Genomic DNA, 20413 nt, shown 5'->3' on the forward strand with positions numbered 1-20413 from the left:
TAACTATGGCAAGCTGCTGTACGATATCGGAATCGTCTGGTATTCCATGTATTGGTTGTTTGCACCCTTGATGAACACTCGGATCACGGCATCCTTTTGTGGGGAAAGCACGATCGGAACAATAAACTCCTTGCTCTCGACGATCACTTCTTGCTGGATGCCTTGCTTGTCACCACGCGCATCGGAGACTTCAATCTTGAGATCTACCGACTCTCCTGGTACGACTTCCACATAAACCGGTGCATTGGCGAGCTTGGCGTCGAGCGGGAACTGGCCATTACTGACAGTGAGCGGCACAGCCACACCCTTTTGCACCTGCATGCCGGGATCGTAAGGATGCGTAGAAAGTACGATGCCTTCCCTCTGCTCCGTGTAGGATGGCTCCTTGGTGATCGCTCCGACTGCCAGACCTTTTTTCAATAACTCAACCTGAGCTTCTTCGGTGGTCTTGCCTCGCACTTCTGGCATGGAGACAAACGATTTGCCTTTGCTGACTTTCACCGTAACGGTATCCTTGCTAGGGTACACCTTCTCGTTGAAGCGAGGCGACTGATCAATGACAACACCTGCCTCTGCCTCGTCGTCTTCTTGTTCTACAAACGTGATGTTCTCCGCTTTGAATCCAAGCTGCTTCAATTGATCTTCTGCAGTCGAACGCGGCAACGTAATGAGATTAGGCATGTCGACGGCTCGTTGACCCTTGCTCACATAGATCGTCACAGTTGCTTTTTCCTTGAGCCTCATCGGTGGTGCGGGGTCTTGCCTAATGACGATGTCCTGCTCAATCGTATCGCTCGCTTCCTCGATCACATTGGCAACCAGCTTGGCATCTTCAATCTTTTGCTTCGCCAGTGTCACATGCGTACCTTCCACAGGTGGAACAGCTACTTCAGGAACAGATGGGAAAAGATTTAAGAGTAAGTTAAATCCGAAAAACGCCAATACGAAAAATAAACCGATGCCTCCGACCCACATGAGCGCTTTTACCCACCATTTTTTCGGTGTTTTTTGCTCTTCATCATCATCGTTTTGCTCATAGCGGCTTCGCTGCCCTGTCCCAGTCCGACCCTTTCCTTGCTTCTCGAGCATGTCCGGTGTAATGATCGGAACCACGCGTGTCTCTTCGTCGTCCACTGGAAAGATCAGTTTTTCCTCGTGCAATCGCTCTGGAAACAGGCAGGTCTCCAAATCTTCCAGCATTTCTCGTGCTGATGCATATCGCAGGAAGGGATCTTTGACCAATGCCTTCAAGATGACGTTTTCCACACTTTGCGGAATACCCGGATTGAGCTGACGCGGCTCTGGAAGCGGCTCCTGCAAATGCTTGAGCGCTACCGAAATCGGCGAGTCACCCGAGAAAGGAAGTTCTCCAGTAACCATCTCATAAAGGACGATCCCCAGAGAGTAAATATCCGATTTCTCTCCGGTAATGCCGCCTCTGGCTTGCTCTGGCGAGAAGTAATGCACCGAGCCGAGCATGGCATTTGTATGGGTAATGGTCGTGGATGTGACGGCCCTGGCGATTCCGAAGTCCGTAACCTTCACACGTCCATTTTTTCCAATCAAGATATTATGCGGTTTAATGTCTCGGTGTATGATTTGATTCTGATGTGCATGGTCCAGCGCATCGCAGATCTGTGCAGCGATCCGCACAGCTTCCTCTACTGGCAGTGCTCCACGCGAGACGATCATTTCTTTTAAAGTCGAGCCTTCCACGTACTCCATGACCATGTAGTGCGTGTCGTTCTCCTGACCTACATCATACACTCCTACGAGATTGGGGTGAGACAGACTGGCAACTGCCTGCGCTTCCCGTCTGAATCGGTTCACAAAGTCTTCGTCAGTCCCGTATTGGGAACGCAGCACTTTGACAGCTACCTGTCTATTCAAAATTAAGTCTCTAGCCTTGTAAACAATCGCCATGCCACCCCCGCCAACGCGGGCTTCCAACTGATACCGTCCACCCAGTCGTAGACCTTCCATCTCTCTCACCCCTCTTTCTGACTAACATCGGGCATGTTGCGGACAGCAACCAGTGTAATATTGTCTTCTCCACCAGCAGCCAATGCCTCATCTACCAGGCCCTCTACCCGAGCCTGCAGTGATACCTCTTTATGTAGCCATTCTTCCATTCTTCTATGATTTACCTTGTTACTCAAACCGTCAGAGCAGATCAGGACAACATCCTCGAAGGACCAATCAAACTGACCTAGATCGATCCGTACGTCTGGCTCCGTCCCTAGGGAGCGCATGATGACATTGCGGTGAGGATGGACGGATGCTTCTTCTTCGGTAATCTGACCGCTCTTGACCAATTCGTTGACCAACGAATGATCTTCCGTTTTCATAAAAAGATTTCCTTCTTTGAAATGATACAATCTACTGTCACCGATATGGGCAGTAATCACGCTGGTGGGGCCCATCAATGCGGCTACGACGGTCGTCCCCATTCCGTTACATTCTGGGTGCTCGATTGCATACTCGTACACTTCTTTGTTTGCGTGAAGAACGGCATTCATCAATTGCTCCCGGGCATCCTCGTCTTCGAGAATGCCGTCCAGAGATTTAAGTTCTTTTACTATTCGCTCAACAGCAAGTCGGCTAGCAATATCGCCAGCCTGATGACCGCCCATACCATCTGCTACAACTGCCAGGACGCGTCCGTTCAGGTCTTCCACGCAGGCAAAGTAATCCTCGTTTACCTGACGGACGCGGCCAACATGAGATTTCGTCGCAATTTCCATGGTTCATATCACCCCACGGTTTCTTTAGCGTGTTGTGCCCTCAGCTGACCACATGCGGCAGCAATATCACTACCGTGCTCACGTCTGATGGTCACGTTGATTCCCTTATCTTCTAAAATCCGTTTAAACTGAAAAATCTCATTGCGCGGTGTGCGCACATAGTCGCGCTCCGGAACGTAGTTGACCGGAATGAGATTGACGTGGCACAGCATATCTCCGATCAGGCTAGCCAGTTCTTCTGCATGCTCAGGCTGATCGTTTTTTCCACCGAAAAGACCGTACTCAAAGCTGATTCTTCTGCCCGTCTTGTTAATGTAATGACGACAAGCCTCCATCAGCTTTTCCAGAGGAAACCCACGGTTGATCGGCATCAGCTGCGTTCTCAGCTCGGTGTTTGGAGCATGCAGCGAGATAGCCAGGTTCACTTGCCCGCCACGATCCGCAAACTCGTAGATTTTCGGCACGATTCCGCTGGTCGACACGGTAATGTGGCGCGCTCCGATGTTCAAACCGCGATTATCATTAATCACCGACAGGAAAGCCATCAGACTTTCAAAATTCTCAAAGGGCTCGCCAATTCCCATCACAACAACGTGGCTTACACGCTCACCATCGGCGTCCAGCTTGCGTTGTGCCATCAACACCTGCGACACGATCTCGCCGGCGTCCAGATTTCGCTTCAGCCCGCCCAACGTAGAGGCGCAGAAGGTGCATCCGATGCGACAGCCTACCTGTGTGGTCACACAAACGCTGTTGCCGTAGTTGTGACGCATAATCACCGTCTCAATTGCATGGCCATCCACCAGTTGGAACAAAAACTTAATCGTTCCATCCTGTGATTCCTGATGCGTGATTTCTTTCAGCGGATCCATCCGAAATGCGTCTGTCAGCTTTTGGCGCAAGTCCTTGGACAAATTGCTCATCTCGTCAAACGAGGAGACTCGCTTCACATACAGCCAGTCGAAAATTTGTTGTGCACGAAACGCTTTATCACCAGCTTCTACCAACCAGTCCTTCAGCTCGGACTGGGTCAAGCTGTAAATGAGCGGCTTGGCACTCGTATATGTTGTTAATGGCATTGCTGTTCGCACATCCTTAAAAAAAGCTTATAATGTTGCCCTCTTAAAAAAACACATTTGATCATTCTATCATTGTACCCTGCCTGACGCTTGGCTTCAAACGGTTTTCCCAACCAATGCGCAAATGCAGTCCTTTTTCCTAGTGTAAACCAAACCATGCCTGCGCAAACAAAGGCAAAAGGAGCAGCGCGCTTATCAGGTAGCGCGCCACCCCTTTGTGGTTTACTTCTTCCGTCTCAAACGGGCGATAAAGAAACCATCACTGTCAAAATGATGAGGCAAAATCTGCAGACATGCCCCTGTCTCGTCAAGCTTTTCTCGGACCACTAGCGGCAAATCGTCACCCAGCGTATCGTCCAAGACAAACTCTGGATGCTCAGCAACAAAGCGTTGAACAATCTCCTGATTCTCTGCTGGTTCGATCGTACACGTACTGTAAACCAGCAGACCATCAGGAGCGAGCATCGAAGACATCTGCACCAACAGCTGGTATTGCAATTGGGCGATCGCTTTTACGTCGTCAGCGGTCTTGTTCCACTTCAGGTCTGGCTTGCGGCGAATGACACCAAAACCGGTGCATGGTGCGTCCAGCAAGATACGGTCAAATTGACCCAGCCCTTTTTGCGGCAGATCCAGCGCATCGCTGACGATTGGTTCAATGATATCCAGCCCAAGACGCTTCGCTGCATGGACGATCAACTCACGTTTATGCGGATGAACATCGTTTGCCACGATTTCCCCGCGGTTTTCCATGCGCTCGGCCAAATGCGTAGTCTTGCCTCCTGGCGCAGCACACGCATCGAGCACACGCATCCCTGGCTTTGGAGAAACTGCAGACGCTACCAGCATCGAGCTTTCATCCTGCACCGTGCAATACCCTTTTTTAAACCAGCTTGTGCCAGCTGCATTTCCCCCCGCCAGCAAGATGCCATCTGGACTAAGCGGAGAAGGCTGTACGACATGACCCTCTTCTTTCAAACTGGCAATCAGCTGTTCGCGGGTGGTTTTGAGACGATTGACGCGGACCGAGCTGTGAGGAGCACGATTGTTCGCTTCACAGATCTCACGGGTCGTCTCCTCTCCATACTCCTTCAGCCATTGACGCACCAGCCATTGGGGGTGCGAGTAGGCGACAGCCAATTGCTCCACAGCATCCCCTTTTGGTTGGCGCTCCCACACATCGGGATTGCGCAGCACATTTCGCAGGACTCCATTGACCATCGAGGATATCCCTTGATGACCTCTCCGCTTGGCGATTTCAACTGCCTCGTGTACCGCAGCGCGCTCAGGAATCCGATCCAAATAATGAATCTGATAGAGACTGAGACGCAGAAGATTGCGCACCCAGCTTTGTATTTTTTTGCCCCCTACAAAGTGGGACAGGACAAAATCAAGTGTTAATTTATGCTGAATCGTTCCATAGACCAGCTCTGTCACCAGACCCGCATCAGCAGCGCTCAGATCTGCTTTGTCCAATACGTGTCTCAGTTCCAGATTGCTGTAAGACTTCTGTTCTTCTACCCTGTTCAATACGTCCAGAGCAAGGTCACGAGCTCCTTTTTTTGCCACGGGCTACTCTCCTACTTTCGTGCCGATTTCTATGCTGTTGCCCGCACCGCGTAAAAAGTCGAGAGCGCTCATTCGTTTTTTGCCCTCAGGCTGCAGTTCGGTGATTTTCACAGCACCACTACCGCAGGCAATGATCAATCCATCCTCGTCTCGCGCCAGGATTGTTCCTGGCTGATGATCCACCGCTGCATCCACTACCTTTTCCACCCACCAGATTTTCCATACCTTGCCCTGGTATTTCGTAAAGGCTACTGGCCACGGATTTAGCCCTCGCACCTGATTATAGATTTGTTCGGCAGTGCGAGACCAGTCGATCTGCTCGTCAGTCCGCTTGATATTTGGAGCAATCGTAGCCGCGTCATGGTCCTGAACTTCTGCTGTCAATTCCCCAGCCAAAAGAGCAGGAATGGTTTCGATCAACAAGGCAGAACCGGCTGCTGCCAGCTTGTCGTGAAGGGTTCCCACTGTATCCCGCTCCTCGATCGGAACGACAACCTTGGAGAGCATATCGCCTGCATCCAGCGCCTCTACCATGTACATGATCGTAACGCCAGACTCCTTTTCCCCTTCGACGATGCATTTGTGAATCGGCGCTCCTCCCCTGTATTTGGGGAGCAAGGAAGCGTGCACGTTAATGCAGCCGAATTTAGGAGCTTCCAGCAGTTTTTTAGGCAATATCTGACCGTAGGCAGCGGTCACGATCAGATCCGGAGACAGGGAGAGCACTTCGGCCAAGGCTTCCTCCGACTTGATCCTCTCCGGCTGCAGCACTTGCAGTCCATGACGTAAAGCCGCCTCTTTTACAGGCGGCGGCGTCAATACTTGTTTTCGTCCTACCGGGCGATCAGGCTGCGTGACCACACCAATAACGTTAAAGCCTGCTTTTATCAGGGCATCCAGACTGGATACGGCGAAGTCAGGCGTTCCCATAAACAGGATACGTACATCTCTCAAATCGATTTATTCCCCTTCCTCGTCCGGGTTCACTTGGTACACCTTGTCTGCCACATCGATGAACAGAACACCGTTCAAATGATCGATTTCATGCTGTGCGCAACGGGACAGAAGCTCTTCCGCTTCGAGTTCCACCTGATTGCCAAAACGATCCTGTCCGCGCAGCTTGATCCACTGGTGACGGCGAACGTCTCCACGCAGTCCCGGGATGCTCAAGCAGCCCTCCGGATAGTCAAACTGTTCTCCTTCGTGCTCCACGATTTCCGGATTGACCATCTCGATCAGTCCGTCTCCGCAGTCCATGACGATGACGCGCTTGGAAATACCTACTTGCGGTGCAGCCAGTCCTACGCCATTGGCGTCGTACATGGTGTCTGCCATATCGTCCAGCAATTTGTGCAGATTTGCGTTAAATTTGGTCACCACGATCGCTTTTTCCCGAAGGATTGGATCTGGATGTTTTACGATAGAACGAATGGCCATGTGTTTTTTATCCTCCCTAAAGCAATACGTACGGATCGACATCGATGGTCATCAGTACCTTCTGCTGTTTGTTCCACTCTTCGAATGCTGCAGTCGCTTGGGTAAGCAATTCCGTCACATTCGGTTCATCCCGATATTTTAGCATGATCTGAAAACGAAATCTATCCTTCACTCGGGCGATCGGCGAGGCGACAGGGCCTAGCAGGATCGTCGTAGACGCCACTCTTTGCCGCAAAAAATCTCCCATCACATGCGCCCCGCGGATCACGACAGGGACATCTTCATGACTGAACGTGATCAGTACGAGTCGATAGTAAGGGGGATATCCGGTACGTCGGCGCTGCAGCATCTCATCCTGATAAAACGCTGGATAATCGTGCCTGGTCGCATGAATGATGCTGTAATGCTCTGGCGTATACGTCTGGATCACGACATCCCCTTCAAGCTCATGGCGCCCTGCTCGACCGCCTACCTGCGTCAACAGCTGAAAGGTTTTCTCGGCTGCCCGAAAATCAGGAAGATGCAAGGATGTATCTGCCGCAATAATGCCAGCCAGTGTCACTCGCGGGAAGTCCAGGCCCTTGGCGATCATCTGCGTCCCCAACAAGACATCTCCTTGACCCTGACGGAATTTGCTAAGCAATTCCTCATGCGAGCCTTTCCTCGATGTCGTGTCCACGTCCATGCGAATGACGCGAATGCCGGGAAACAGCTTGGCCAGCTCTGCCTCCACTTTTTGTGTTCCCGTACCAAAAAAACGGATATGCTCGCTCTGACACTCCGGACAATGGGCAGGCTGGGCGATGGTATAGCCGCAATAGTGACAGCGTGCCGTATGATTGCTCTTGTGGTACGTAAGCGAAATATCGCAATGAATGCAGTTCAATGTATAGCCGCAAGATCGGCACATGACAAAGGTGGAGAAGCCGCGTCTGTTGAGAAAGATCACCATTTGCTCCTGCTTTTTCAGGCGATCCGCAATCATCTCATGCAAAAGCCGACTAAACATGGAGCGATTCTCCGCGTGCAGCTCCTCGCGCATATCAACGACATGGACTTGAGGCATGGGACGATGGCCGACACGGTCGGGCATTTCCAGCAGCGTGTACCTGCCCCTTGTTGCGAGTGCATATGTCTCTAGTGCAGGTGTGGCGCTTCCCATCAACAGGACGGCACCGTTTTCCTTGGCTCGCCACAAGGCGACCTCCCGTGCATGGTAGCGCGGTGTCTCCTCCTGCTTGTAGGAGCTCTCGTGCTCTTCGTCGATGACGATGAGCCCTACATTCTGAAAGGGAGCGAAGATCGCAGAACGGGCACCTACTACGACCTTGACCTGCTTGCGGATGATCTTGCGCCATTCATCATACCGCTCTCCTTGGGACAGGGCACTGTGCAGCACCGCTACATCCGCACCAAAACGCTCCTTGAAGCGTTCTACCATCTGCGGAGTCAAAGAGATTTCCGGTACGAGAAAAATGGCTTCCCGCCCCTTTGCGAGGGTATGCTCAATCGCCTCCAGATACACCTCCGTCTTTCCGCTACCGGTCACGCCGTGCAGCAGGAATGAGGCATAGCTGGACTCTTGAATCGAGCGAATGATGGGAGCCAGCACTTCCTGCTGCCGAAGAGTGAATGCCGGCTTTTTCCGCTCCACAAAACGCCGATTGGCATAGGGGTCTCGATACACCTCGACCTGCTCGATCGCTACCCAGCCTTTTGCTTCCATGCTTTTTAAAGCCGAGCGATTGACGCCAAACTCGTCACGCATCGTCTGGATGGAAAAGCTGTCCGCGGGATGCTGCAAAAACAGCTCCAGCACGCGGCGCATTTGATCTGCACGAGCGGAAAGGGAACCTAGGACCTCCATCATTTGCTCGGGACTGAGCAAGCATTTTACAAAGCTTTGCTGCTTCTTGGTGATCCGATCCTTCACCTGGTACTCTGTCGTGATCAGCCCGCTGTGAATCCAGCCGGGTATGAGCATGTATTCGTCAGGAAACTGTTTCTCCACTTCGGCAAGAGGCAATTGTCGCTTGCGCAGCAGTTCCCAGAGCAATCCAGAATTAGCGCAAATCCGCTCGTCCAGCTGGTCACTGGCAGTCAGCCACTTCTGTGCCTTGCCCTTGAGGACAGCAGGGAGCATCGCTTGCACAGCCGTTACCCAGGGACAAAGATACTGCCCGGACATCCATTCACTCATTTTCAGCAATTCCGCTGTCAATGGTGGTGTATCGTCCATGACCTGCTCCACGTCTTTGAGGCGATCTTCGTCCACACCGTGCTCCGTGTTCTCCGAGATTCCAACCACATACCCCTGAAGCTTGCGCGGTCCAAAAGGCACGACTACACGGCTCCCGACCTGAATCAAGGGACTAAGCCAGGCAGGTACACGGTAATCAAAGGGGCGATTCGTCCGGCTGACTGGCACATCCACAATAATATGGGCAATCATGACAAATCACGAAGCGAACGCTGTCCGATCAACAACCCGATGGCGTCAAATAGCTTGTCCGCCACTGCCCTTTTGCTCATCTGAGCCAACTCTACCTGTTCGCCAGACCGGGACATCAGCGTGACGATGTTCGTATCGCTCCCCATTCCGGCTCCTTCGGTCAAGACGTTGTTGGCTACAATCATGTCCAGGTTTTTGCGTTCCAGCTTGGACTTCGCATTTTCGAGGAGATCTTGCGTCTCTGCTGCGAATCCGACTAAGAACTGATTGGCTTTCCGTTCACCGATGGTCTTCAAAATATCAGGAGCTTTGTCCAATTCAAGCACAAGCTCGCCGTCGCCTTTTTTCATTTTATGGTCGTATACCGTGCGCGGTCTGTAGTCGGATACAGCAGCTGACTTGATCACAATATCGCTGTCCGGCAGTGCTTTCATGACGGCATCGAACATCTCCTGTACTGACTCTACGGCTACAAAATCGACACCGACAGGACGAGGTAACGATGTCGGTCCGCTGATCAGTACCACGTCTGCTCCACGGTCACGCGCTGCTTCTGCAATGGCATACCCCATTTTGCCAGAAGCGTGGTTCGTAATATAACGCACCGGATCGATTTTTTCTCGGGTCGGACCAGCCGTCACAAGTACTTTTTTCCCTATTAAATCCTTTTTCGTACAGCTTTCGCTCTCATGCTCTGCAAAAAATGCAGCTACAGCCTGCACGATTTCTTCTGGCTCAGCCAAGCGCCCTTTTCCTACCCAGCCACAGGCAAGCAGTCCTTCTCCCGGTTCCACAAAACGATAACCGTACTCAGCCAGCTTCTCCATGTTGGCCCGCACGGCGGGATGGTCGTACATATTCACGTTCATCGCTGGCGCTACCATGACAGGTGCCTTTGTAGCCAGAATCGTCGTCGTCAGCATGTCATCGGCCAACCCGTGGGCCATCTTGCCAATCAGATTGGCAGTCGCAGGCGCCACCAGAACCAGATCAGCACGGTCTGCAAGCTCAATATGGCTGATCACGTGCGGATCGGGCTCATCAAAAATGTCATGGTGAACGGGCTGGTGAGAAAGTGCCTGAAACGTCACCGGCTGGACAAACCTCGCTGCATTTTGCGTCAGGATGACATGGACAGTGGCTCCTGCCTGGGTAAGCTTGCTGGTAAGTGCAGCCGCCTTGTAAGCAGCGATCCCCCCTGATACACCGAGCACGATTCGTTTTCCCTTAAGCGAATGCATCCTCAATTCTCCCCCCAAACCTCTTACCGAGGCTTTTTCACAGTTTAGCTCCATCCGAAAAAAACAACCTGCTGGAGGTTGTTTTTCGTAGTCCGTTCCTATTTACGCGCTTCTACGTACTCGTATACGAGCTCGTCTGTAATCATCTCTTCCAAAGCCATGCCTACATGCTTTTTCGATTTTGGCTTCACTACTTGCATCGGGCTGTTCTCCCGAAGCTGGCGAGCCCGCTTGGAAGCCACCGTCACCAAAATGTACTTGCTGTCCGCCTTTGCGGTCAGTTCATCAATCGATGGATACAACATCTTTACCGTACCTCCTTGAGCCATTTGCGATATTTGTGAACCTGACGATCTTTTTTCAAATGCTCTGCTGTAATGATCGATCGAATCCGATCACACGCCCATTCGATCTCGTCATTGACGACCACGTAATCGTAGTGATCCATCAGCTCGATTTCCTCACGCGCTACTTCCATGCGCTTGCGAATGGTTTCTTCTGACTCCGTGCCTCTTCCCACGATCCGGCTTTCCAGTTCTTCGAGGTCTGGAGGCGCCAGGAAAAGAAACGTCCCTTGAGGGAATTTTTCTTTTACCTGCAGAGCACCCTGGACTTCAATCTCCAGAATCACATCGCGCCCTGCTTCCAGCATGGAATCGACGAATGCACGAGGTGTTCCGTAGTAGTTCCCTACGTACTCTGCCCATTCGAGCAGTTCATCCTGCTCAATCATACGGCGAAATTCTTCTTTTGACTTGAAAAAATAATTAACTCCCTCAACTTCTCCCGGACGCGGGTTGCGAGTCGTAGCAGATACCGAGTATACCAGATTGGGCATACATTCGCGAAGGGCTTTGCACACCGTACCTTTTCCTACTCCAGCAGGTCCGGAGAGAACCAAGAGGAGACCGCGGTCTACCATGTCCATGATTCAACTCCTAGTTATTCATCCGATTCATCATCTTTCGTCGTCAAACGCTGTGCTACTGTCTCTGGCTGCACAGCTGACAAGATGACGTGATCGCTGTCTGTAATGATCACTGCACGCGTCCTTCTGCCGTAAGTGGCGTCTACCAGCATATTGCGGTCACGCGCTTCCTGAATGATCCGTTTGATTGGAGCTGATTCGGGACTTACAATGGAGATGATGCGATTGGCGTTCACAATGTTGCCGAATCCGATATTAATTAGCTTGATTGCCATGCGGCCCAGCCCATCCTTTCATCCTACTCGATGTTCTGAACTTGCTCTCTCATTTTTTCCAGCTCAGTCTTGATTTCGACGGCCAAATGCTGAATATGTAAATGATTTGCCTTCGATGCGATCGTGTTTGCTTCCCGATTCATTTCCTGCAGGAGAAAATCAAGCTTGCGCCCAATCGCCTCTTCCTGTTCGAGCTGCTCCGCAAACTGGAGGCAGTGACTCTGCAGTCGAATCACTTCTTCACTGATGTCGCTTTTCTCAGCGAAAAAAGCCAATTCCTGTGCCATTCTTTGTGGTTCCCATTCAAACGATACCTGACTCAACATCTCAGCGATGCGCTGTTGGAGACGATTGCGGTATTCTTCACTCACCTGAGGAACATGCTCACGAATTTCATCGATCCATGTGCGGATCTGCGAAAGACGATTTGTCAGGTCCTTCTCAAGAAGATTCCCCTCCGCGATTTTCATGGAGGACAAGTCCTGTGCTGCAGATTCGACCAGAGCAAGAATCCATTCGCTTATATCTTCGCCCTCTTTTTCGTTTGAATCCTCGGTATGTATGACTCCTGGCAAAAGCAATAAGTCCTTCGCGGTCAAAGGTGTGTTCAGTGAAAAACGCTCGTTCATTTCATGTGAGATCAGGACGAACTGTTCTGCAACACTCCAGTCCACAGTAAGAGAAGAAGATGCCGTACTGCGCTCTTCCTCCACCGAGATGTTCACCTCTGCCCGGCCTCGCCTCACACTTTGTGCCACCAGCTTGCGCACGGGATCCTCCAGCATGCTCCAAGCTCTGGGCAAGCGAACAAGGATGTCAGAAAACCGATGATTGACGGCTCGTATTTCCACCGTCAAACGCAATGAGCCTTTTCCTTCCTCTTTCCGTCCATACCCTGTCATGCTTCGAATCATTTTATCACTTCCCAGAAAAGAAACCCTCTGGCTGAGGCTCTCTTTAAGGATGAGTCACCGCGATGGGACAACATGTCTATATCCCTATCGGCCAAAAATCGTTAATTAATTATAGGAGACAACTATTTGCAGTGTCAACTAAAGCGGGGCAGAGAACAAGATTCCTCCCACTCCCCTGTTTTATGCTACACTGTGATGGCATCATTCTTATTTTCTAATGAGGTGAGTTTTTATGGCATTCGACGGCGTAGTCACTCGTGCTTTGGCACAGGAGTTACATAGATTGGTGGGCGGACGCATCTCCAAGATCCATCAGCCCCACCACAGCGATATCATCATGCAAATTCGCGCACAAGGCGAGAACGTAAAGCTTCTTTTATCCGCCAACCCAACTTATCCGCGCATCCACCAGACCACGGAGGAGTTTACCAATCCATTGGAAGCCCCGATGTTTTGCATGCTGCTGCGCAAGCATTGCGAGGGAGGCGTGATCGAGTCCATCCAGCAGGTAGGGATGGAACGCATCATTCATATCGATGTCCGTACCCGCGACGAACTGGGCGATACAGCGGTTCGCAGAGTCATTATGGAGGTGATGGGGAAACACAGCAATATCATCCTGGTAGATCCTGCGACTGGAATGATTCTGGATAGTGCCATGCACGTTACAGCAGCGATCAGCCAGTACAGACAAGTGGTTCCAGGACGTCCCTATGTTTCTCCTCCAAGCCAGGACAAGCGTGATTTGCTCAGCGTCTCCAAGGCAGAGTTCATCTCTTTGCTGGATTGGAATGGCGGACGACTGGACAAACAAATCGTGGATTCCTACACAGGGGTAAGCCCGCTTTTGGCCAAGGAGATCCTGTACAGGGCTGGTTTGGCTACACAAGAAACCGTGTGGGAGGCCTTTGCTGAAATCAGGCAGGAAATCCTTTTGCATCAATATTCTCCAACGGTGGTCACGACCAAGGACAAGTCGTATTTTCACGTCGTGGAACTCACCCACTTGCCGGCCGAGACAGTCACTCCTTTCCCTAACGTCCATCAGTGCCTCCAGGCATTTTACGAAGGAAAAGCCTTGAGAGATACCGTGAAGCAGCGCGCACACGATCTGATTCGTTTTGTGACAACGGAAAGGAACAAAAACGAAAAGAAGATTGAAAAGCTGCTGCAGACTTTGGAGGAAGCCAAGGATGCGGAACAATTCCGACTGTACGGCGAGATGATTACAGCCAATATGCATCAGATCAAACGCGGCGATAAGGAACTGGTCACCGTGAACTGGTATGATGAGGCCGGCGCAACACTGTCTATCCCACTAGACCCGTTGAAAACCCCTTCCGAAAACCTGCAAGCCTACTACAAACGCTACAACAAGGCGAAAAACAGCATACAGGTTGTGAATGAACAGATCGAACAAGCGAAAACCGAAATCCTTTACCTCGATGGCTTGCTCGGTCAGCTGGAGCACGCTAGTTTGACCGAAGCGGAGGAAATTCGCGAAGAGCTAGTCGAGCAGGGTTATGTACGGAACCGAAAAAAACGCGGGATGCGCAAGAAAAAAGATACGCGGCCAGAGCTGGAAAAATACGTGTCAACAGATGGCACCGAGATTCTCGTCGGAAAGAACAACAAGCAAAATGAGTATTTGACCAACAAGCTCGCCTCTCCTCACGAGACGTGGCTGCACACGAAGGATATCCCTGGCTCGCACGTCGTGATTCGGGCTCGTCAGTTTTCTGACCGGACGTTGCTGGAGGCAGCCAATCTGGCGGCTTATTTCAGTCGCGCTCAACAAGGAAGTCAGGTCCCTGTCGACTATACGCTGGTCAAGCATGTAAAAAAACCGAATGGTTCGAAACCAGGATTTTGTATCTATGAGCAGCAGCGCACCTTGTACGTCACACCTGACGAAGCACTGATTCGACAATTAAAAACGAACACCCCGACTACGCATAGCTAGGTTGGCAACGTTCATACTAAGGGTATGAAAGGAGGGGTTCGTTCTTTGAACATCATCATCAAGCTCCTGATTAACGGCGTCATCGGGATTCCAGGTCTCTGGTGGTCAGGAACGTCACTCACGTTTGCCTTCGTCGCCAGTATCATCGTCAGTCTGATCGCCTATGCGATCGGTGATTTGTTGATCCTGCCGAATACGAACAATACATTTGCAACCACTGCGGATTTTCTTCTTGTGTTTGCTTTGTTTTGGGCTTCCTGCGCCCTCTTTAACCAGACGTATCACTTGTCGGGCATACTCGTAACTACTTTTGCCATTGGTGTGGTCGAATATTTTTACCACAGCTATTTACAGCATAAGGGCGTTCATCACACCAAGCATCCAGGTTGATTCAATGAAGGGAGGATCGAAATGAACGTCATTGGCATTATTCAGACTGACCTAAACGAGTTTAGTGTGCTTTTCGACCAGCAGCAGGGTGACCACAATGGTCAACAACAGCAGCAGCAAGGCAGCAGCAATTCCCAACAACAACAGCAATCCCAAGACAACAATGAAGAAAATGACTCCATGTTCCTCGGTTTTCTCGACGAGCCTTCAAACGGTCATAACAGCAAAAGCTCCTCGCAAAGCGGTGGGCAGCAAAATGGCCAGCAACAGAATGGTCCACAAGAAATGACCGTCCGTATTAAAGGAATTCCCGAAGGCCAAAAAGCCAACTTCCTGCAAATGTATCAAATCCTCCAAGATGCGCAGGACACCCAGTCTTTGAACCAGTCTCTGACGATTGTCCAGCAAGGAGATGAACAGGGTCAGCAGGGAAGAAGCAAAGGGAATAAGAACGAATCCAGTCAATCTTCCAACCCCATGCAATAAATAAAACACAAACACGTATTGCCTCATCCTTTTACACGTCAGCCTTAAAACAAAAAAACCACCTGGAATATTTTTCCGGGTGGTTTTGGTTTTGCATTCGTTACCCGCTCTGCCGTTGACCTCATGTTTCTAAAACCTGCGCTCACACAGGTGGGTGACACCTTTCGCACTTCTGCCTTCCCATGCATCCCAGCAGGAGGTGGGCCTGGCATCCGTCACGAATTTTCGTCTCCCGAATAACACGTATAAGGTTAGAAACATTTACGGCCTTACGTACATCGCAGGATGTTGTTATCCTTACTCTACCACAGAACCCGTGATGGCTCAACGGATAATCTTTCCAATTATCCGCGTTTCATCCGGGCACGAACCAAAGCAGCGAATTCAGGATGCTTCAACAAAGCAGGCTGCTGCTCCTTCTCCCAAGCCAAGGCGTACTGCAGGTCATGATCCAGGCTATGGTTCATCCCGGACTTGGTCACAGCAAAAGCCTGCTTGGGCAATCTGCGAAGCTGGGTGATTAATTGCTCCACTTCCTGGTCGAGCTGTTCGACATGCACAGCCTTGTAAATCAGTCCGATCTGCGCGGCTTCGCTTCCCGAAAGCCTGTCGCCCAGCAACGCAAGCCGTTTTGCCTGTGCCATTCCGACTAGGCGAGGCAGGAGATAGGTTCCTCCAAAATCCGTTGTCAATCCGATCTGAACAAAAGGCTCCTGCAGCCGTGCATCTTCAGTTGCGATGACAAAATCCGCATGCAGAGCCAGATTCAGTCCTGCCCCCACCGCGACTCCTTCTATCACTGCGATTACGGGCTTCGGCATGTGATGCAGGGCAGTCAGAAATTCATTGATCACTGTCAGCGCATCATTTGCTTGGCTTTCTTCCCCCATTGAACCCAGAACGCTCAAGTCAGCACCTGAACAAAAATGTCCCCCTGCTCCCCGAAGCAGGACGATTTCCACGGACTCGTCCTTCGCTGCTTCGCCAATTGCACCCTGCAACAGCCTGAACATCTCGATTGTCATCGCATTCAATACTTGTGGACGATTCAAAGTAATTGTGAAGACACCTTCCTCGTACGTAGTCCAGATTGGCTTCGTTTGCAGCTCTTCCATCTTCTTAGCTCCTCTCTATTGACTTCACAGGAATGACGCCTTGCCCCTCCAGACGTCGGATATCGCCTGCTGTCATCTTGCATTTTTTCTTCAACAGCTCATGCGTATGGTCGATATACCAAGAATGATCGCGTGTGGTATGCGGTTCCGTTTTGCGATCCAGGTACGGCAAAGAATAGGCAATTTCCCTGGTTTGGGCATACCCGTTCTCCGCCCAGTTCTCCTGTTCCTCCACAGCTGTCAGGCAACAGTCGACCTCCATTCCGAATTCGCCCCACTCTGCTTGGGTTCGAGACAAAAACAAGGAACACAGTTCTTCATACAAGTCGTGATGTTGATTGATCGTAGCCGTGTGCAAGCTCTCCCAGTCAGCTCGTCCAACCGCTCGGCAGAAGTTGCGCCAGAACTTTTCTTCGCGCGCAGCAAGAGCCACAAATTGACCGTCTGCCGTCTCGTAAACGCGATAGGCTACATAGTCCTTCGACCAAGCTCCCGTTCGTTGATCGACTCCACTTTGCTTGGAAAGCAGGGCATGCAGGCCTGTCCAGGTGGTTAGCAGATCGGCAGATGCGATATCCAGGTAGGCACCTCTTCCGGTACGTGCGCGATGAACGAGAGCTGCGCAGATTTGTTCACTCGCGTATACACCAACCGCGTAATCCGCGAGAGGGATATCCGTCACAACCGGTCTTCCCTCGCCATCACGAACAGCGGATAAAAACCCGCTGACAGCCTGAATGTTCAAATCATGTCCACTCGACTGAGACATTTCCCCACTCTGTCCGTAGTTCGTGACAGAGCAGTAGATGACAGCTGGATGCGCAGCCCATACACTGTCGTAATCGAGTCCCAAATGGCGCAAAACGCCTGGCCGGTAGCTTTCAACCACGACATCAGCCTGTCTGGCCAGAGCAAACGCGAGCGCCTTCCCCTCCGCCGTCCGCAAATTAAGCGAAACGCTTTTATGATTGCGATGAGAACGCAAGGTAAACGCTCCCGGTTCCCTGGCAAAACCAGTTGCAGAATGCGATAAAAGGGCGTGATCCAGCGGATACGGAAGGATTTCGATCACCTCCGCCCCCAGATCAGCGAGTCTCATGGTACAGATGGGTCCGGGAAGATGGCGCGAAAAATCGACCACAGTAATGCCCGTCAACATGCCGTTACCACCCCTTTTTGGCGTATGCACACACGCAAAAGAATTCTGTAAGGGCCCTCTTTAATCCTTCAATTGGGGGAAAATTACCTTTTTTCAGAATTAGAAAACTTGGCTACGCCAACCTTTTGGCGGAGCCTTAGTTGCACTTATACTATCTTCCGCTAATCTTTTTAGCGCTTTAGCGCACTTAAACTTTCCGATAGTACAAGAAAGCCTCCTCCTGCTGGAGACGACTCATTTGGGAGCAATGTTCCTATTTAATAAATCGAAAGGTAATCGGATAACGATAGATTTTTCCTTCATTCACCTTCATCACAGCCATGATCAGACAGATCACCCAAAACACAAACAGCGCAATCATGAGAAAAGCACCAATCAACACGAGCATTAATAATGTGGCAATAGCTGCAAAAATCGTCACAGTCAGATTAAAGTTAAGCGCTTCTTTCCCGTGAATGTCCACAAACTCGCTACCCTCTCTTTTGACCAGCCAAACGATGAGTGGACCAATGACGTTGCCTAGTGGAATGAAGCAGCCGACCAATGCGGACAGGTGGGCCACCAAGGCCCATGTTCTTTCATCTTTACTCGAAGGAAGATGCTCACTCATGGTATAACCCTCCATATACGGTTTTATTCATCCAATAAGATCAATGAGTGCGACAAAAATAAATCGTTGTTGCACATATACGATTTTTAAAAGTGGTTTATTCACATGATCGGAAAAAAAGGCGAAAAAGCGCCTGGAGCGGCGCCTTCTCTACACCTTAATATTTGCTGTCGTAACCACCGTGACTAGAAGAGGAGCCGCCGTGACCGAATCCACAGCCGCAGCCGTGGCCGTGACCATGACCATGACCATGGCTTCTGCTACATTCGGTTTTGTAATATGGTTTGTAATAGCAGTGTTTTTTGTAGTACTTCTTCTTGCAGCATTTTTTGTAGTAGCATTTTTTACAGCTAGACTTTCTGCATCCGCAACCCATGAACCTCACCCCCTCCTGATCGGTACATCTACAAGGTATGTAGGTGAGTGGTCATCCGCATGGTACATGAGTCTAGTCCTTTGGAAAATCAGCCTTTGTCACGGTCTATTGTGTAACGATTTTGCGCAATTTGGTGATGCCGTGATAGTCCGGAACCTCTTGATATTCCTTCACCTTGGGCAGGGTCAATAAATGGGGTCGCGTCATATAGCCAGGCTTGGAAATATAGACGACATCGCAACTGGAAATCAGTTCAAACACATCCGGATGGTTGGCCTCGATGATGCGCAGCTCCAGGTGCGTGATTCCCGCGTTGTGCAAGTCTTGGATCATTCCTTCCGCTCCCCTGATCGTGGCACAGATGAGGCCCACTTTCGTATGGCGTGGATACGCCTCCATAGCCGGAATGACCGTCGTCGGGTCAGGAATAAAATCGAGACTGACTACAGGCGGAGCTTCTCGGGGCAAGCTTTGTCTCATCTTTATACTCACGGATGGATGCGTGACAATGGCTTTGTACTCCTGCAAAAAGCTCGGATCACGCTCCAATCGCTCCGAAAAATCCTCAAAGGTTCTTCCTTCCACCATCGCACTGGGAAGATGGTACTGAACGAGTCGCAAATACTCGGCCAATTCCAGTTCGGTGAAACGCAAGAATAGCACAGGAAATTGATTCACTTCCTGCATAACCGCTGAAAGCACACGCGAAAATTCATCCAGGGAATAGCCCATCGCTTTTATCTTATGAAGGGTTTCCTTTGCCAACAAAGCCAAATGTGCTGGATTGCGGGTCAAGAGCGGGTCATTGACGACATTGCTGACAATCGTTCCCCGGCCTTGTCGGGAATCTACCATACCTTCTTGCTGCAATCGAAGATAAACACTGCGCACGGTATTGTAATTAATCTTGAGCTGCGCTGCCAATTCTCTCACCGTAGGCAGCTGTTCGTGCGGTGGTAAATCACCGCTACGAATAGAGGCTGCGATCTGCTGGTACAATTGCTCGTGATAGGATACGTTAGAGTCTTTCTGCAAAGTAAGACGTAACACAGATGCACCCCACTTCCATTTATTGATATTACTGTATATGAATTCGGAATAAATCGTCAATAGATCGCACAGCATGAAGCGATCAGCTAGGGATATACTAAGCCCGGCAAGAAATACCGCAAGAAGGAAGGTGACTTCATGGGCGAGCAAAGTCGTTTTCGCGAGGGTGACAAATCTCCTAAAAACGGCGTTTACATGGAGATTGGTGAAACAGGCGCCAGCGTACAGGATCCAATGATCATCGAACTGGGTCGAGGTGAAAAATTTCCTGCCACCCGCAACAAAAACAGAGTCTGGACACAGAAATAATGAACAGAAAGAACCAACCTCCTATGCGGGTTGGTTCTTCTCGCTCAAGTGAATAGGTGCAGAGGATCAATCATTCTCCTCTTCGCCATCCTCATCGTCGTCTTTCACATAAATGATCGTTACACCAAGGCTCTCCAGCAGCTGAAGCACTTCCCTGTTCAAATCCCGATCGAGCAAAAGACCAAGGCTCTCCGCCAATTCCAGCTCCTCCAGATCGCCCTTCTCAGCATCCTCAATCAGCTCTATGACCTCGGTCATATCCTGTTCTTTTAATATAGCCATAATTTCGTCTCTCGTCATCGTATCTCGCACCTCG

The 20413-nt window shown here is 50.6% G+C and carries 21 protein-coding genes and 1 other RNA gene; 4 read left to right on the forward strand and 18 right to left on the reverse strand.

Annotated elements, in window-relative coordinates; genetic code table 11:
* Positions 1 to 3: 3 nt before the first annotated feature.
* From pknB to JZI27_RS06105, 12 genes are all read right to left on the reverse strand, one after another.
* Positions 4 to 1983, reverse strand: coding sequence for a Stk1 family PASTA domain-containing Ser/Thr kinase (pknB, locus tag JZI27_RS06050; protein ID WP_122909581.1), 1980 nt, complete (start codon positions 1981 to 1983; stop codon positions 4 to 6).
* Between the two features lie 5 nt (positions 1984 to 1988).
* Positions 1989 to 2744 (reverse strand): Stp1/IreP family PP2C-type Ser/Thr phosphatase, encoded by a 756-nt coding sequence (locus JZI27_RS06055; RefSeq protein ID WP_122909582.1) that lies wholly within the window; start codon positions 2742 to 2744, stop codon positions 1989 to 1991.
* 8 nt (positions 2745 to 2752) lie between these two features.
* Complete coding sequence (rlmN, locus tag JZI27_RS06060) at positions 2753 to 3823, reverse strand: dual-specificity RNA methyltransferase RlmN (protein ID WP_280207052.1); 1071 nt, start codon at positions 3821 to 3823, stop codon at positions 2753 to 2755.
* 222 nt (positions 3824 to 4045) lie between these two features.
* Entirely contained in the window at positions 4046 to 5392 is a 1347-nt protein-coding gene (rsmB, locus tag JZI27_RS06065; protein ID WP_280207053.1) for a 16S rRNA (cytosine(967)-C(5))-methyltransferase RsmB, read from the reverse strand.
* 3 nt (positions 5393 to 5395) lie between these two features.
* Positions 5396 to 6346, reverse strand: coding sequence for a methionyl-tRNA formyltransferase (gene fmt / locus JZI27_RS06070; RefSeq protein ID WP_280207054.1), 951 nt, complete (start codon positions 6344 to 6346; stop codon positions 5396 to 5398).
* Positions 6347 to 6352: 6 nt separating this feature from the next.
* Entirely contained in the window at positions 6353 to 6829 is a 477-nt protein-coding gene (gene def / locus JZI27_RS06075; protein ID WP_122909586.1) for a peptide deformylase, read from the reverse strand.
* 16 nt (positions 6830 to 6845) lie between these two features.
* On the reverse strand, positions 6846 to 9281 hold the full coding sequence (gene priA, locus JZI27_RS06080) for a primosomal protein N' (RefSeq protein WP_251244074.1): 2436 nt from the start codon (positions 9279 to 9281) through the stop codon (positions 6846 to 6848).
* The gene (gene coaBC / locus JZI27_RS06085; RefSeq protein WP_280207055.1) at positions 9278 to 10522 is read right to left on the reverse strand and encodes a bifunctional phosphopantothenoylcysteine decarboxylase/phosphopantothenate--cysteine ligase CoaBC; all 1245 of its coding nucleotides are present in this window, start codon (positions 10520 to 10522) and stop codon (positions 9278 to 9280) included. Before coaBC ends, priA begins: the two co-directional genes overlap by 4 nt.
* Positions 10523 to 10620: 98 nt before the next feature.
* The gene (gene rpoZ / locus JZI27_RS06090; RefSeq protein WP_122909589.1) at positions 10621 to 10827 is read right to left on the reverse strand and encodes a DNA-directed RNA polymerase subunit omega; all 207 of its coding nucleotides are present in this window, start codon (positions 10825 to 10827) and stop codon (positions 10621 to 10623) included.
* 2 nt (positions 10828 to 10829) lie between these two features.
* Positions 10830 to 11450 carry a guanylate kinase gene (gmk, locus tag JZI27_RS06095; RefSeq protein ID WP_122909590.1) on the reverse strand — a complete coding sequence of 207 codons (621 nt, stop codon included), beginning with the start codon at positions 11448 to 11450 and terminating at the stop codon, positions 10830 to 10832.
* 14 nt (positions 11451 to 11464) lie between these two features.
* A complete protein-coding gene (remA, locus tag JZI27_RS06100) occupies positions 11465 to 11725 on the reverse strand; it encodes an extracellular matrix/biofilm regulator RemA (protein WP_015891999.1) in 261 nt (86 codons plus the stop codon).
* Positions 11726 to 11748: 23 nt separating this feature from the next.
* Entirely contained in the window at positions 11749 to 12639 is an 891-nt protein-coding gene (locus JZI27_RS06105) for a YicC/YloC family endoribonuclease (protein WP_280207056.1), read from the reverse strand.
* 232 nt (positions 12640 to 12871) lie between these two features.
* On the opposite strand from JZI27_RS06105, the gene JZI27_RS06110 reads away from it, so the two are divergent.
* From JZI27_RS06110 to JZI27_RS06120, 3 genes are read left to right on the forward strand one after another with little or no spacing between them, the layout of a single operon-like run.
* Positions 12872 to 14602, forward strand: a complete 1731-nt coding sequence (locus JZI27_RS06110; RefSeq protein WP_280207057.1) for an Rqc2 family fibronectin-binding protein — start codon at positions 12872 to 12874, stop codon at positions 14600 to 14602.
* 45 nt (positions 14603 to 14647) lie between these two features.
* Complete coding sequence (locus tag JZI27_RS06115) at positions 14648 to 14992, forward strand: DUF2512 family protein (RefSeq protein WP_122909593.1); 345 nt, start codon at positions 14648 to 14650, stop codon at positions 14990 to 14992.
* A gap of 21 nt (positions 14993 to 15013) precedes the next feature.
* Complete coding sequence (locus JZI27_RS06120; protein ID WP_122909594.1) at positions 15014 to 15478, forward strand: hypothetical protein; 465 nt, start codon at positions 15014 to 15016, stop codon at positions 15476 to 15478.
* A gap of 97 nt (positions 15479 to 15575) precedes the next feature.
* Here the strand turns inward: JZI27_RS06120 and ssrS are convergent.
* The 5 genes from ssrS to JZI27_RS06145 form a co-directional block, all read right to left on the reverse strand.
* A non-coding RNA gene (gene ssrS / locus JZI27_RS06125) (6S RNA) lies at positions 15576 to 15768 on the reverse strand.
* A gap of 54 nt (positions 15769 to 15822) precedes the next feature.
* Entirely contained in the window at positions 15823 to 16593 is a 771-nt protein-coding gene (locus tag JZI27_RS06130; RefSeq protein WP_122909595.1) for an enoyl-CoA hydratase/isomerase family protein, read from the reverse strand.
* A 4-nt stretch (positions 16594 to 16597) separates the two neighbouring features.
* Positions 16598 to 17752 (reverse strand): CaiB/BaiF CoA transferase family protein, encoded by a 1155-nt coding sequence (locus JZI27_RS06135; RefSeq protein ID WP_280207058.1) that lies wholly within the window; start codon positions 17750 to 17752, stop codon positions 16598 to 16600.
* Between the two features lie 253 nt (positions 17753 to 18005).
* Positions 18006 to 18362 (reverse strand): DUF4870 domain-containing protein, encoded by a 357-nt coding sequence (locus JZI27_RS06140; protein ID WP_122909597.1) that lies wholly within the window; start codon positions 18360 to 18362, stop codon positions 18006 to 18008.
* Between the two features lie 481 nt (positions 18363 to 18843).
* Entirely contained in the window at positions 18844 to 19788 is a 945-nt protein-coding gene (locus tag JZI27_RS06145; RefSeq protein WP_251244080.1) for a GntR family transcriptional regulator, read from the reverse strand.
* A gap of 138 nt (positions 19789 to 19926) precedes the next feature.
* Here JZI27_RS06145 and JZI27_RS06150 point away from each other — a divergent pair, with 138 nt between their 5' ends.
* A complete protein-coding gene (locus JZI27_RS06150; RefSeq protein ID WP_122909599.1) occupies positions 19927 to 20097 on the forward strand; it encodes a YjzC family protein in 171 nt (56 codons plus the stop codon).
* A gap of 66 nt (positions 20098 to 20163) precedes the next feature.
* On the opposite strand, the gene JZI27_RS06155 is transcribed toward JZI27_RS06150, so the two are convergent.
* Positions 20164 to 20397 carry a hypothetical protein gene (locus JZI27_RS06155; protein WP_280207059.1) on the reverse strand — a complete coding sequence of 78 codons (234 nt, stop codon included), beginning with the start codon at positions 20395 to 20397 and terminating at the stop codon, positions 20164 to 20166.
* Between the last annotated feature and the right edge of the window lie 16 nt (positions 20398 to 20413).

This window comes from Brevibacillus sp. AY1, from assembly GCF_029870785.1.
GTDB lineage: Bacteria > Bacillota > Bacilli > Brevibacillales > Brevibacillaceae > Brevibacillus > Brevibacillus invocatus.